This is a genomic window from Pseudomonas syringae pv. coryli str. NCPPB 4273 (assembly GCF_000972175.1).
Lineage (GTDB): Bacteria > Pseudomonadota > Gammaproteobacteria > Pseudomonadales > Pseudomonadaceae > Aquipseudomonas > Aquipseudomonas syringae.
Genome location: NZ_AWQP01000004.1, coordinates 445162 through 458606, shown reverse-complemented (window position 1 = coordinate 458606; position 13445 = coordinate 445162). Strand labels below are relative to the sequence as shown.

General features: G+C 59.7%; 14 protein-coding genes. 6 read left to right on the top strand and 8 right to left on the bottom strand.

Features of this window, described 5'->3' with window-relative positions; all coding sequences use genetic code 11:
• Nucleotides 1-8: 8 nt before the first annotated feature.
• Genes P406_RS03895 through cysG form a run of 4 tightly spaced genes read left to right on the top strand, consistent with a single transcriptional unit; the run spans nt 9 to nt 4397 of the window.
• On the top strand, nt 9-1331 hold the full coding sequence (locus P406_RS03895) for a replication-associated recombination protein A (RefSeq protein WP_003405078.1): 1323 nt from the start codon (nt 9-11) through the stop codon (nt 1329-1331).
• The gene (gene crcB / locus P406_RS03890; RefSeq protein ID WP_003317947.1) at nt 1331-1705 is read left to right on the top strand and encodes a fluoride efflux transporter CrcB; all 375 of its coding nucleotides are present in this window, start codon (nt 1331-1333) and stop codon (nt 1703-1705) included. The genes P406_RS03895 and crcB overlap by 1 nt, the downstream gene beginning before the upstream one ends.
• A 16-nt stretch (nt 1706-1721) precedes the next feature.
• A complete protein-coding gene (gene serS / locus P406_RS03885) occupies nt 1722-3002 on the top strand; it encodes a serine--tRNA ligase (protein ID WP_003317946.1) in 1281 nt (426 codons plus the stop codon).
• Entirely contained in the window at nt 3003-4397 is a 1395-nt protein-coding gene (gene cysG / locus P406_RS03880; RefSeq protein WP_003426143.1) for a siroheme synthase CysG, read from the top strand.
• Nucleotides 4398-4447: 50 nt separating this feature from the next.
• Here the strand turns inward: cysG and P406_RS03875 are convergent, their stop codons facing one another.
• From P406_RS03875 to tusD, 6 genes are all read right to left on the bottom strand, one after another.
• Nucleotides 4448-5446, bottom strand: a complete 999-nt coding sequence (locus P406_RS03875; RefSeq protein ID WP_003395708.1) for a glutathione S-transferase family protein — start codon at nt 5444-5446, stop codon at nt 4448-4450.
• A gap of 96 nt (nt 5447-5542) precedes the next feature.
• The gene (locus P406_RS03870; protein ID WP_046235390.1) at nt 5543-6544 is read right to left on the bottom strand and encodes a glycosyl transferase family protein; all 1002 of its coding nucleotides are present in this window, start codon (nt 6542-6544) and stop codon (nt 5543-5545) included.
• Nucleotides 6541-6876, bottom strand: a complete 336-nt coding sequence (locus P406_RS03865; protein WP_003411635.1) for a TusE/DsrC/DsvC family sulfur relay protein — start codon at nt 6874-6876, stop codon at nt 6541-6543. Before P406_RS03865 ends, P406_RS03870 begins: the two co-directional genes overlap by 4 nt.
• Nucleotides 6873-7172, bottom strand: a complete 300-nt coding sequence (gene tusB / locus P406_RS03860; protein WP_003317942.1) for a sulfurtransferase complex subunit TusB — start codon at nt 7170-7172, stop codon at nt 6873-6875. Before tusB ends, P406_RS03865 begins: the two co-directional genes overlap by 4 nt.
• A complete protein-coding gene (gene tusC, locus P406_RS03855) occupies nt 7172-7534 on the bottom strand; it encodes a sulfurtransferase complex subunit TusC (protein ID WP_046235389.1) in 363 nt (120 codons plus the stop codon). Before tusC ends, tusB begins: the two co-directional genes overlap by 1 nt.
• Before the next feature lies 1 nt (nt 7535).
• Nucleotides 7536-7928 (bottom strand): sulfurtransferase complex subunit TusD, encoded by a 393-nt coding sequence (gene tusD / locus P406_RS03850; protein WP_046235420.1) that lies wholly within the window; start codon nt 7926-7928, stop codon nt 7536-7538.
• A 234-nt stretch (nt 7929-8162) separates the two neighbouring features.
• Here tusD and P406_RS03845 point away from each other — a divergent pair, with 234 nt between their 5' ends.
• Both P406_RS03845 and P406_RS03840 read left to right on the top strand, forming a co-directional pair.
• Complete coding sequence (locus P406_RS03845; protein WP_046235388.1) at nt 8163-9464, top strand: MFS transporter; 1302 nt, start codon at nt 8163-8165, stop codon at nt 9462-9464.
• Nucleotides 9465-9479: 15 nt separating this feature from the next.
• Nucleotides 9480-10259: a substrate-binding domain-containing protein gene (locus P406_RS03840; protein WP_046235387.1), complete on the top strand. Its 780-nt coding sequence runs from the start codon at nt 9480-9482 to the stop codon at nt 10257-10259.
• Here P406_RS03840 and P406_RS03835 read toward each other — a convergent pair.
• Both P406_RS03835 and P406_RS03830 read right to left on the bottom strand, forming a co-directional pair.
• Nucleotides 10245-11153 (bottom strand): LysR family transcriptional regulator, encoded by a 909-nt coding sequence (locus tag P406_RS03835; protein ID WP_046235386.1) that lies wholly within the window; start codon nt 11151-11153, stop codon nt 10245-10247. The genes P406_RS03840 and P406_RS03835 overlap by 15 nt on opposite strands.
• Nucleotides 11154-11227: 74 nt before the next feature.
• A complete protein-coding gene (locus P406_RS03830) occupies nt 11228-13411 on the bottom strand; it encodes a DEAD/DEAH box helicase (RefSeq protein WP_046235385.1) in 2184 nt (727 codons plus the stop codon).
• Nucleotides 13412-13445: the final 34 nt, after the last annotated feature.

The window sequence follows — 13445 nt, the reverse complement described above, 5'->3', positions numbered from 1 at the left end:
TTCTGACCATGGATCTGTTTAGCCGCGAACCGATAGCTCAGCCTCTGGCTGCACGTTTGCGTGCTACCAACCTGGATGAATATGTCGGTCAGGAACATGTGCTTGCCCACGGCAAGCCTCTGCGTGAGGCGCTGGAGCAGGGCGCACTGCACTCGATGATTTTCTGGGGCCCTCCCGGCGTTGGCAAGACCACGCTGGCGAAGCTGCTGGCCAAAGTGTCGGACGCGCACTTCGAAACGGTTTCGGCGGTGCTGGCCGGGGTCAAGGAAATCCGTCAGGCCGTCGAAGTTGCCCGGCAGCAGGCCGGACAGTACGGCAAGCGCACCATCCTGTTCGTTGACGAAGTGCACCGCTTCAACAAGTCACAGCAGGATGCCTTCCTGCCTTACGTCGAGGACGGCACGCTGATCTTTATCGGCGCGACGACCGAAAACCCCTCGTTCGAACTCAACAACGCCTTGTTGTCCCGGGCGCGTGTCTACGTGCTCAAAAGCCTGGACGAGGCGGCGCTGCGCAAGCTGGTCAATCGTGCCCTGACCGAAGAGCGCGGGCTGGGCAAGCGGCAGCTGACCCTCAGCGATGAGGGGTTTGCGATTCTGATGTCCGCCGCCGATGGCGACGGTCGGCGCATGCTCAACCTGCTGGAGAACGCCTCGGACCTGGCCGAAGACGGCAGCGAAATCGATGTCGGGCTGCTGCAGAGCCTGTTGGGTGACAGTCGACGCCGCTTCGACAAGGGGGGCGAGGCGTTCTACGACCAGATATCGGCGTTGCACAAGTCGATTCGCGGTTCCAATCCCGACGCGGCCCTGTACTGGTTTGCGCGGATGATCGACGGTGGCTGTGACCCACTGTATCTGGCGCGCCGCGTGGTGCGCATGGCCAGTGAAGATATCGGCAATGCCGACCCTCGTGCGCTGCCGTTGTGCATGTCCGCCTGGGATGTACAGGAACGCCTTGGCAGCCCCGAGGGCGAGCTGGCGGTCGCACAGGCCATTGTCTATCTCGCCTGCGCGCCAAAAAGCAACGCGGTCTACATGGCGTTCAAGGCGGCCATGCGCGAAGCGGGCGAGCACGGTTCGCTGGAGGTTCCGCTGCATTTGCGCAATGCGCCTACCAAGCTGATGAAGCAGCTCGGTTACGGCGAAGAATATCGCTATGCCCATGATGAGCCTGATGCTTACGCAGCTGGCGAAGACTACTTTCCAGACGAGCTGGAGCCACGGCAGTATTACCAGCCTGTGCCTCGCGGTCTGGAGCTCAAGATCGGTGAAAAGCTCAGGCATCTGAACGCATTGGACGATGCCAGCCCTCGTAAGCGGAGAAAGTGATGATTCAGACTATTCTTGCGGTGTCGATTGCCGGGATCGCTGGTACATTATTGCGCTTTGCGACAGGTACCTGGGTCAGCGCCAACTGGCCACGTTATTTTTATGCGGCGACGCTGGCGGTCAACATCGTCGGGTGCCTGATCATCGGTGTACTGTACGGACTGTTTCTGCTGCGTCCGGAAGTGCCCATCGAAATTCGTGCCGGCTTGCTTGTCGGCTTTGTAGGCGGTCTGACGACCTTTTCATCCTTTTCACTGGATACGCTGCGCCTGCTGGAAAGCGGGCAGGTACCGCTGGCCCTCGGCTATGCCGGTATCAGCGTATTCGGCGGGCTGCTCGCAACCTGGGCTGGCCTGTCCCTGACCAGACTTTGATAGACGAGAGAACGATATGCTCGATTCCAAACTGTTACGTACTCAACTTCAGGACGTAGCGGATCGCCTGGCTTCCCGTGGCTTCACACTGGATGTGGCGCGCATTGAATCGCTGGAAGCCCAGCGCAAGGTAGTGCAGACCCGCACCGAACAGCTGCAGGCCGAGCGCAATGCACGTTCCAAATCCATTGGTCAGGCCAAGCAGCGCGGCGAAGACATTGCGCCGTTGATGGCTGATGTCGAGCGCATGGGCAACGAGCTGAGCGAAGGCAAGGTCGAGCTGGATGGCATTCAGGCCGAACTTGATGCGCTGGTGCTGAGCATTCCGAACCTGCCTCACGAGTCCGTGCCGGTCGGTGCCGACGAAGAAGGCAACGTCGAAGTACGTCGCTGGGGCACGCCGACGTCATTCGATTTCGAGGTCAAGGATCACGTTGCGCTGGGCGAGAAGTTCGGCTGGCTGGATTTCGAGACTGCCGCCAAGCTGTCCGGCGCGCGTTTTGCGCTGCTGCGTGGCCCGATCGCGCGTCTGCACCGTGCCCTGGCACAGTTCATGATCAATCTGCACATCAACGAGCACGGCTACGAAGAGACTTACACGCCGTATCTGGTGCAGGCTCCAGCGTTGCAGGGCACAGGTCAGCTGCCCAAGTTCGAGGAAGACCTGTTCAAGATCTCCCGCGAAGGCGAAGCCGATCTGTACCTGATCCCGACTGCCGAAGTGTCGCTGACCAATATCGTGTCGGGTGAAATTCTCGATGCCAAACAGCTGCCTCTCAAGTTTGTCGCCCATACCCCTTGCTTCCGCAGTGAAGCGGGCGCGTCCGGGCGTGATACCCGCGGCATGATTCGCCAGCACCAGTTCGACAAGGTCGAGATGGTCCAGATCGTTGCGCCTGATGACTCCATGGCCGCGCTCGAGTCGCTGACCGGCAACGCCGAACGCGTGCTGCAACTGCTTGAACTGCCTTATCGCACGCTGGCGCTGTGCACCGGCGATATGGGTTTCAGTGCGGTGAAGACCTACGACCTTGAAGTCTGGATTCCGAGCCAGGACAAATATCGCGAAATCTCTTCCTGCTCCAACTGCGGTGATTTCCAGGCGCGGCGCATGCAGGCTCGCTGGCGCAACCCGGAAACCGGCAAGCCGGAGCTGGTCCACACCCTCAACGGGTCGGGCCTGGCGGTAGGCCGCACACTGGTGGCAGTGCTGGAGAACTATCAGCAGGCGGACGGTTCGATTCGTGTGCCTGAGGTGCTCAAGCCGTACATGGGCGGCCTTGAGGTCATCGGTTAAATGGAATTTCTGCCGCTGTTCCATAACCTGCGTGGCAGCCGTGTGCTGGTGGTTGGTGGCGGTGAAATTGCCCTGCGCAAATCACGCCTGATTGCCGACGCCGGTGCAGTGCTGCGCGTGGTTGCGCCGGAAATCGAGGCGCAACTGAGCGAGCTGGTTGTCCAGAGCGGCGGTGAAATGATCCTGCGCGGCTACAGCGAATGCGACCTCGATGGTTGCGTGCTGATCATCGCTGCGACGGATGATGAGCCGCTCAACGCGCAGGTGTCCCGCGATGCCCGCTTGCGTTGCGTTCCGGTCAACGTGGTTGACGCCCCGGCGCTGTGTACGGTGATCTTTCCGGCCATCGTCGACCGCTCGCCCTTGGTGATTGCCGTGTCCAGTGGCGGCGATGCGCCGGTGCTGGCGCGTTTGATTCGCGCCAAGCTGGAAACCTGGATTCCCTCCAGCTACGGGCAGCTCGCCGGACTGGCTGCGCGCTTTCGCAATCAGGTCAAAGGCCTGTTTCCGAATGTGCAGCAGCGCCGAGCATTCTGGGAGGATGTTTTTCAGGGCGCCATTGCCGACCGCCAGCTGGCCGGGCAGGGTGCTGAAGCCGAACGTATGCTGATCGCCAAGATTGCCGGCGAGCCGCCTTCCGAGACCGGTGAGGTCTATCTGGTTGGTGCGGGTCCCGGTGATCCGGATTTGCTGACTTTCCGCGCCTTGCGCCTGATGCAGCAGGCGGATGTGGTGCTGTATGATCGCCTGGTCGCGCCAACGATCCTTGACCTGTGCCGTCGTGATGCCGAGCGTGTTTACGTTGGCAAACGCCGTGCGGAGCATGCCGTTCCGCAGGAGCAGATCAACCAGCAACTCGTGGCACTGGCAAAACAGGGCAAGCGAGTGGTGCGTCTGAAGGGCGGCGATCCGTTCATCTTCGGCCGTGGCGGCGAGGAAATCGAAGAACTGGCGGCGCATGGCATCCCGTTTCAGGTGGTGCCTGGCATCACCGCTGCCAGCGGTTGCGCGGCGTATGCGGGTATACCGCTGACGCACCGTGATCATGCGCAATCGGTGCGCTTCATCACCGGGCACTTGAAAAACGGTACGACAGATCTGCCCTGGTCAGACCTGGTAGCCCCTGCGCAAACACTGGTGTTTTACATGGGGCTGATCGGTTTGCCGGTTATCTGTGAGCAGTTGATCCGGCACGGTCGCTCTGCCGACACGCCTGCTGCACTGGTCGAGCAGGGCACCACCGTCAATCAGCGTGTGTTCACGGGTACTTTGGCAAACCTGCCGCAGCTGGTTGCCGAGCATGATGTTCATGCGCCGACGCTGGTGATCATCGGTGAGGTGGTCAAGTTGCGTGAAAAGCTGGCGTGGTTCGAGGGCGCTCAGGCGACTCTCTGATGCCAATGGTGGGTAGCCCGTCCGGGCTATCCACCACTTCTTCCCATACGTCAGTTGTTCCAGACACCTTCACCGGACAGTCGCTCACGGTCGTGATCTGCCTGCAGATCGAGTGCTGGCCCCTTCGGTATGATGCCGGTCGGGTTGATGGTGCGATGGCTTCCGTAGTAATGCCCTTTGATGTGCTCGAAACTTACCGTCTCCGCGATACCCGGCCACTGATACAGCTCGCGTAGCCAGTTGCTGAGATTGGGGTAATCTGCGATGCGCCGCAGGTTGCATTTGAAGTGGCTGTAATACACCGCATCGAAGCGCACGATGGTGGTGAACAGGCGTATGTCGGCTTCGGTAAGGTGTTTGCCTGTCAGGTAACGCTTTTCACCGAGCAGGTTTTCCAGCACGTCCAGTTCAGCGAACACATCATCGAACGCCTCCTCATACGCGCCCTGCGAGGTGGCGAAACCAGCCCGGTACACGCCGTTGTTGACCTTCGGGTAGATCTGCTCGTTGAGCTCGTCAATGCTCGCGCGTAGCGCTTGCGGGTAGAAATCCAGCGTATTGCCGGTCAGCTCGTCGAATGCAGAATTGAACATGCGGATGATTTCCGCAGATTCGTTGCTGACGATGCATTGCTGCTGCTTGTCCCACAGCACCGGAACGGTGACGCGGCCGGTGTATCGAGGGTCGTCGGCGGTATAGCGCTGGTGAAGGAACTGCAGGTCGTCCAGGGCATCGCCGCTGGAGCCTTTCTGCTGATCGAAGGTCCAGCCGTCTTCCAGCATCAGCCAGCTGACTACCGATACATCGATCAGGCCTTCCAGGCCCTTGAGCTTGCGTAAAATAAGCGTGCGGTGTGCCCACGGGCAAGCCAGAGACACGTACAGGTGATAGCGGCCCGCCTGCGCAGCAAACCCGCCTGCACCGGATGGTCCCGGCTGTCCATCGGGCGTGACCCAATTGCGTCGCTGCGCATTTTCGCGCTGAAATGCGCCATCTTTGCTGCTTTCGTACCACTGGTCTTGCCAGTGTCCTTCGACCAGAAGGCCCATGTCCGACTCCCATTTCCAGGTGATAGAGCTTGGAGGTCAGCGCAGGTGCATCGGTTCGACTGGATTACGGCCTTTCATTGTCGAAAGGCCGAAGGGTCACAGATTGATGTCGCGGCGATCCCAGAATACCTGCGCCTGGGCGAAGGCCTCTTCACGATCGACGCCCAGGCCGCGCAAGGCCAGCGCCATGGTCGATATCAATGCCAGTTGCGGGTAACTGTCTTCGATTTCTCCTCGCCACAAGGCCAGCAGTTGCTGCGGGTCGAGTGTCGCCGGTTTTACGTGGCGGCGTGGTGAGAGCGCTGGCCATTCTTCATCCCACGGCTGGCCGCCGGTGGTGCCGTACAGGTGGCTGATGGTGTCGGGGTTGATCTCGATTTCGCCGCCATCACCCTTGACCACGATGGCGTTGTCGTCGAGCAGGCTGCTGGCATCGCGATGCACGCTTTGATAGCCCGGGTGAAAAATGCTTTGCAGACCGCAACGCGCCTGCAGCGGATTGAGAATGCGTGCCAGCGAATGAATCGGCGAGCGTAGCCCCAGCGTGTTGCGCAGATCGATCATGCGCTGCAACTGCGGTGCCCAGTCAGCGAGCGGAATGAACGCCAGATGGTCTTGCTCGAGCGAATTCTTGACCGCTGACCAGTTGCGGCACAGCGGTATCTTCAGCAGGTCCAGCAGTTGTTCGGTGTACAGACGCCCTGCGGTATGCGCACCGCCGCCGTGCAGGAGGATCCTGACGCCGTTTTGCGCCAGGCATTTGGCTGCCAGCAAATACCAGGGCAGGTGACGCTTTTTCCCGGCGTAGGTCGGCCAGTCGATGTCGACCTGCATGTCGGGAGCGTTGAGACGTTCACGCACCGCTTCGGTAAACCCCGCCAGCTCCTCGGGACTTTCTTCCTTATGGCGCAGTAGCATCAGAAAAGCGCCAAGCTGGGTGTCCTCGACTTTTTCATCGAGCAACATGCCCATGGCTTCCCGTGCTTCCTCGCGAGTCAGGTTGCGCGCGCCACGTTTGCCTTTGCCCAGAATGCGAACGAAGGTCGCAAAGGGATGCTCTTCTGGTGTTTCAGTGACAAGCGCAGCGTAATCATTCATATGCAATTGGTCGGCTTGGGCAGGCCCGCCAGCTTGGCGGCGAGTTTGGCGGGAGTGCCGTTGAACAGGCGATTGAGGTGCATGCTGTTGCCTTTTTCTGCACCCAGCTTCAGCGCGGTGTATTTGATCAGCGGCCGTGTCGCGGGCGAAAGCTGGAACTCGGCGTAAAAACCTCGCAGCAGCTCAAGGATTTCAAGGTGCTCGGCACTCAGCTCGATGCCTTCTTCGGCGGACAGGGCGTGGGCGACGTCCAGCGACCAGTCGCTGAGGTCTTGCAGAAAACCATCCTTGTCCAGTTCGATGCTGCGCCCGTTAATGTTCAACTGTTTCATAACCAGGTATTGACCTTGTCGAAGCGCAGCGACAGCTCCACGAACGCCGGGTAATCGATGCTGCTGACTCCGGCAGGGAGGGGCAGATTGCGTGCGCTGAGGTCTTCGTCGAGGGCGAACAGTTGCGATGAGTCGACCAACGACTGAAGGGCTTTGAGCTGCGCACTGGATGGCATCAGCGCATAGGTGGCATCGCCACAGAGCAGTACGCCATCATCGTTGCCCAGCAAGCGCAGGCAACTGTCCAGTCGGGTGTCGGCAAACGGCGAGTGAGAGAGAACGTGCAAAGTAGCCATCAGATCGTGATCACCTCGTCGTAGCGGTCAAAAAGCGCTGACAATTCCGCGCGCGTAGTCAATTGGCTCATCTCTTCGCTCAATGCGTCAGGAGAGATGCCGCGCTCGGCCAGGCTTTGTCCGCAGACGTAAAGGTCTTCGACACCGAACATCGGCAGGGCTTTCAGGTTTGCGGTCAGGTCTTTCTGTTGCAGGGCGTCGGGCGACTGCTGTGGCAACAACTGAAAAACCCCATCGTCCAGAAACAGCAAGCCCACCGACAGATCGAATGCTCCGCCCGCCAGTACGATATCCAGCGCTTCGCGGGCACCTGGACCGGACCACGGCGACTGACGGCTGACAACCAATAGTGATCTGGGCATCTCATGGTCCTCCGAAGCAGATCAGGCGATCAGCCGATTGCACGGCATCGTGCAACTGGCCCAGCCCGGACAATTCCCATGGCTCGCGCAGGTTTGCCGCCGGCCGCTGATAACGCTCGGCCTCTTGCGTGTCGAGCACACCGCGACGCAACGCGGCGGCAATGCACACCACGCCGTCCAGCTTGTGCTCGGCGATGAAGTCACGCCACTGCAGTGCCATATCCTGCTCGTCCTGCGGCGTTACGACGTTGGCCGACGCGCTGTGTACGCCGTCCTGATAGAAGAACAACCGGACAATTTCATGCCCGCCTGCCAGCACCGCCCTGGCGAACTGCAAGGCTCGCCGAGAGGAGGGCGCGTGGGCGGCGGAAAAAAGGGAGATGGCGAATTTCATGATCGGCTCTGCCAACAAAACATGCGCAATGATAAAGAATTCAAGGGCAGGCGTGTGAGTTTGGCGCGTGTTGACCTGCAAGCGCTGGGCCGGGATGCGACGGTTTGCGCCCGGATTAATGTCCAATGGGCATCAATCGATGAAAACATAGCACTTATCGTTTCAAAGTGTGTCCGGCAGACTCCTCCATCACAAGCGCTTACAACACTCTAATAAGATCGCTGGAGAACACTGATGCACGGCTCATCCTCATTACGAAAAGAATCCTCCCGGTCGAAGGCAGGCGCGGTATTTCGGGTCACCTCCGGTAATTTCCTCGAGCAATTCGACTTCTTCCTGTTCGGCTTTTACGCCACCCAGATCGCCTCCGCCTTTTTCCCGGCCAGCAGTGAGTTTGCTTCGCTGATGATGACCTTCGCGGTCTTCGGTGCGGGCTTCCTGATGCGTCCGTTGGGTGCCGTGATTCTGGGCGCTTACATCGATGACGTGGGCCGGCGCAAAGGCTTGATTGTGACCCTGTCGATCATGGCCAGTGGCACGCTGCTGATCGTTCTGGTACCCGGTTACGCAAGCATCGGCCTGTGGGCGCCGGCCCTGGTATTGGTCGGCCGCTTGCTGCAAGGCTTCTCTGCCGGTGCCGAGTTGGGTGGCGTGTCAGTGTATCTGGCGGAGATGGCGACACCCGGCCGCAAGGGCTTCTACACCAGCTGGCAGTCAGGTAGCCAGCAGGTGGCAATCGTTGTTGCCGCTGCACTGGGTTACGGCTTGAACCAATGGATGGCGCCTGCTGCTGTCGCTGATTGGGGCTGGAGAATTCCGTTCGCCATCGGCTGCCTGATCATCCCTTTCATTTTTCTGCTGCGCCGCAGCCTGCAGGAAACCGAAGAGTTCGCCACTCGCTCTCATCGTCCGACCATGCGACAGGTATTCGCGACGCTGCTGCAAAACTGGCGCGTGGTGATTGCCGGAATGCTGATGGTGGCGATGACCACTACCACCTTTTACCTGATCACCATCTACGCACCGACATTCGGCAAAACCGTACTCAACCTGAGTACCTCCGATGCACTTCTGGTGACCTTGCTGGTCGGTGTCTCCAACTTTATCTGGCTGCCGGTCGGCGGCGTGTTGAGCGACCGGTTCGGGCGCAAGCCACTGCTGGTAGCGATGACCCTGCTGACCATCATCAGTGCGTACCCGGCGCTGTCTTTCCTCGCTCTGGCGCCCAGCTTCGGACACATGCTGGAAGTGCTGTTGTGGTTCTCGTTCCTCTACGGCTTGTATAACGGCGCGATGATCCCGGCGCTGACCGAAATCATGCCGGTAGAGGTGCGTGTTGCCGGTTTCTCGCTGGCCTACAGCCTGGCGACGGCGGTTTTCGGTGGTTTCACTCCGGCGATCTCGACCTGGTTGATCCACCTCACCGGCGACAAGGCTGCACCTGCTTACTGGATGACGTTCGCTGCAGCCTGTGCGCTGGGCGCCACACTGGTGCTCTACCGGCACATCTCGACCCGCCCGCAACTGGCTGTTTAATCAAGGAAAATCGCTATGAAATCGTTATACAAAACTCAATTGGCCGCGCTTTTTCTCGGCTGTATCGCGGTCAGTGCGGCGGCGCAGGCTGAACAGCTCAAGGTCATGACCTCCGGCGGCTTTACGGCTGCGTACAAACTGCTCGGACCGCAATACGCGGCGTCTTCCGGGGACTCGCTGGACACCATTCTCGGCCCATCGATGGGCAAGGCGCCCGAGGCCATTCCGAATCGTCTGGCCCGTGGTGAGCACGCCGATGTGGTGATCATGGTCGGCTATGCGCTGGATGATCTGATCAAGCAAGGCAAGGTAGACCCGGCATCGCGGGTCGAACTGGCTGACTCGCGGATTGGAATGGTGGTGAAGGAGGGCGCAGCCAAACCTGCGATCGGCACCGACAGTGAGCTCAAGGCTACCTTGCTCAAGGCCAGGTCGGTGGCTTACTCCGACAGCGCCAGTGGTGTGTACATCGAAAAAGAGCTTTTCAAAAAGCTCGGTATCGAGAAGGAGCTCGCGCCGAAGGGCAAGATGATCGAGCGCATCCCGGTTGCTTCGGTGGTTGCCAAGGGCGACTACGAGGTTGGCTTTCAACAGGTTGCCGAGCTGCTGCCGATTTCCGGCGTGACGTTCGTGGCGAAGATCCCGGAAGACGTTCAGTCGGTTACCCGTTATGCCGCGGGCATCCCGGTCAATGCCGAGCACCCGAAAGAGGCGAAAGCCTTGCTGGATTACCTGGCCTCCCCGAAATCCCAGGCTACAGTGCAGTCTACCGGTCTGGATTCAGTTCCCCGCTGAGCGTGACGGCATTTTCCTGACCAGTTGTTCCAGCTCAAGGGCTGCCGGTGTCAAGGTCCTGCCTCGACGCTTGATCAGCCCTACGTTGCGAATCACCTCGGGCGCAACCAATGGCACGCTCACCAGAAACGGGTGAGCGGTCATCGGCATCGCGATCGACGGCACCGCAGCCACGCCAAGCCCGGCTTCCACCAGGCCGATCATGGTCGTGACATGACGGGTTTCGCAGATGCTTTCCTTATGCGGGCGCGACGGTGCCAGCGCCTGATCCAGCACCAGACGATTACCCGAGGTGATGTCCAGGCCGATGTAGTCGTGGCGGTACATCTCTTCCCAACTGACGCTGTCGCACGTTGCCAAAGGGTGATCCCGCCTGCAGGCCATCACGTAGCGTTCCTGCAGCAGCAGTTCGAAATCCACCTCCGGCGCCAGATTCCCGCTGAAACTCACCCCGAAATCGGCTTCGCCCAAGGCAACCGCACTGTTGACCTCATTGGCGCTGGCGTCCATGACCCGAATTCTGATTTTCGGAAACAACCGGTGAAAGGCGCTGATGACCTGCGGCATGAAGTAATAGGCGGCTGAAGGCACGCAGGCAATCGTCACGCTGCCCATTCGCGTGGAGCCGACGCCTTCGATGGTCATCAACGCGCTGTCCAGATCGTCCAGAATGCGCTCGACCTGAGGCAGAAATGCGCGGCCGACCGTGGTCAGGCTGACCCTGCGGGTGGTCCGCTCGAACAGCTTCACATTCAGCGCAGACTCGAGCTTTTCTATTCGCCGACTGAGCGCAGGCTGGGTGATCTGCACGGTTTCAGCGGCCTTGCGGAAGCTGCCATTCTCGACCACGGCACGAAATGCCTGGAGGTCGTTGAGGTCGAAATTGATGGACATTTGAAGGTCGATCTATTAATACGGGATGCGCATCAATATATCAGACGGCGCGGGCCGAGCCGCCAGGCCTGCCGTCAGGTCGTCAATGTCTTCGCAAGCGCAATCGCGTTGGGTATATCCAGCTGGCTGGAGGCAAATGATTTGATCAACAGCGATTTTGGCAGGGCCCAGTCCCACTTTTCGCGGATCAGATTCTTCACATCTTTCAACAAGGGTTCCACATCGGTCGCATCCAGCTCTGCAATTCTGGCCAGTGCTGCCAGCACACTTTCCTGAGAAGCGCTGATTTCCAGTACCAACCCCGAAGCTGTGCACATGACCCCAGCCTGGTTGAGCAGCAGGCACAGCGCATCATTGGTGTAGTCGCCCGCCCAGGTCAGCAGGTAGCTGCTTGAGGTCGAACCCGTCAGGCGCTGGTCAGCCAGCCCCAGCCGGTGAAAGGTCTGGCGCGCTTCCGCCAGCAGGGCTTGTGCATTGGCATCAAGGAACGGGCAGGGCGTGACCTCCGTCAGTACCGCGCGCATTTCTTCACGCACCCGGTCATGGATCTTGGCGCCCAGCCCGTCGAATACCGGAGGTTCGCCGCCACGTGCGCGTCTGACCGCAATGACTTTCTTTTCCAGGTCTACATCCATGACCTGCCAGCGTTTGCCTGCGAAGATGATGCGTTGCCCCAGGGTCAGCGGGCGACTGACAGGAATGGAACCCAACGGCTTGCCATCGCGAAGCAGTCTGAATTCCTCATCGCTGCTGAATGCACTGTAAAACTCATAGTGGTTGACCAGCTTTTCACCGATCTCGCCAGGCAATAGCAGGCCAGAGCTGTCCTGGACGATCAGTTTCTTTTCACCCAGCGCCTTGAGAAGGTCCATGAAGTCGGTTTTATCAACGGCTGCAAATGTTCCGCTCGCGATCAGCTCATTCCACAGCTGCGAGGCATGTGCACCACCTTGCTGTGCAATCGTCGACAGGCACTGCTGAACCAGCGTCGAGGCGTGCAGGCCGTTGGCTCTCGGAGGTTCGAACCACTTCTCGATCAACAATCGAATCATGGCGATCGTCTGCACCAGGTTTTGCCGGAGCTGATCCGAGAGGTCCGAATCAGGTGTCAGGGTGTCTTCCTGGCAATAGGCGCGAAGTATGGCAGGCTCACCTGCGCGACGTCCGGAGCGACCCAGTCGCTGGCGCAGGCTGGCCACTGATGGCGGAGGTCCGATCTGCGCAACTGCTTTGATGTTGCCGATATCGATGCCAAGTTCGAGGGTCGTGGTGCAGACGGCCGAGGCGGGCGGACTCCCCGCTTTCAGTGCTCGCTCCGTATCTTCACGCAAGTCTCGGGACAAGCTTCCGTGGTGAGGCAGGAACTCGTTCGGCAAACCGTCGTTTTCGCACAAGTGCCGCAGCCGGTCGGCGTACCATTCGACCTTGTCGCGGCTGTTGGGAAATATCAGGTTGTTACTGCCACGCAACACCTTGTACATATGCGCGGCTATGGCGTGCCTGGTCCCGGAGACATCCTCTTCCTGCTCTTCGTCCTGATCATCGTTGCCATCGTCTTTTGTCACGACCATCTGCAGGTTTGCTGTCAGTTTCTTCATCGGCAGCATGGTGTAACCGCGTACCTGAACCTGAAGGTCCTGGCCCGAGGCTCGGGAAATGATTTCGTCCATGCGTCGGCCTTGCCCCGGACGCAGGAACTCGCGGGCGAGTGCCATCTCGCCCAGGGTCGCAGACAGGCCTACGCGTGGCAGTTTTTTGCCGACAACCGTTTCTACGCGGTGCATCAGCGACTGCAATTGTTTACCGCGCTCGCTGCCGATGAACGCGTGTAATTCGTCGATGACGATATAGCGAAGGGGCTGAAAGAGCCCCGCAAGCGCTGAGCCCCGGTTCACGAACAAGGCTTCCAGCGATTCTGGGGTTGTGAGCAGGATCCCTCTGGGTGATTTCAGAAAGCGGTGCTTCCTGCTTGCCGAAACGTCCCCGTGCCAGCCGACCACCGGGATTTCCAGGCGCTCGCAAAGACGTGTCAGCCTGTCCCACTGATCATTGATCAAGGCCTTGAGCGGGCTGATATAGAGCACCGCGCCTGGCGCATCGGTGTTGTTGAGCAAATGGGTCAGAATGGGCAGAAACGCCGCCTCGGTCTTGCCCGCTGCAGTGGAGGCCGCAATGATGACGTCGCGATCAGCGTCGATCAGCGCAGGTATGGCCCATTCCTGAGCATCCCTGAGCGATGTCCAGCCTTGCGACCACACCCATTGTTGTACATCGGGGTGAAGCCGTTCGAAT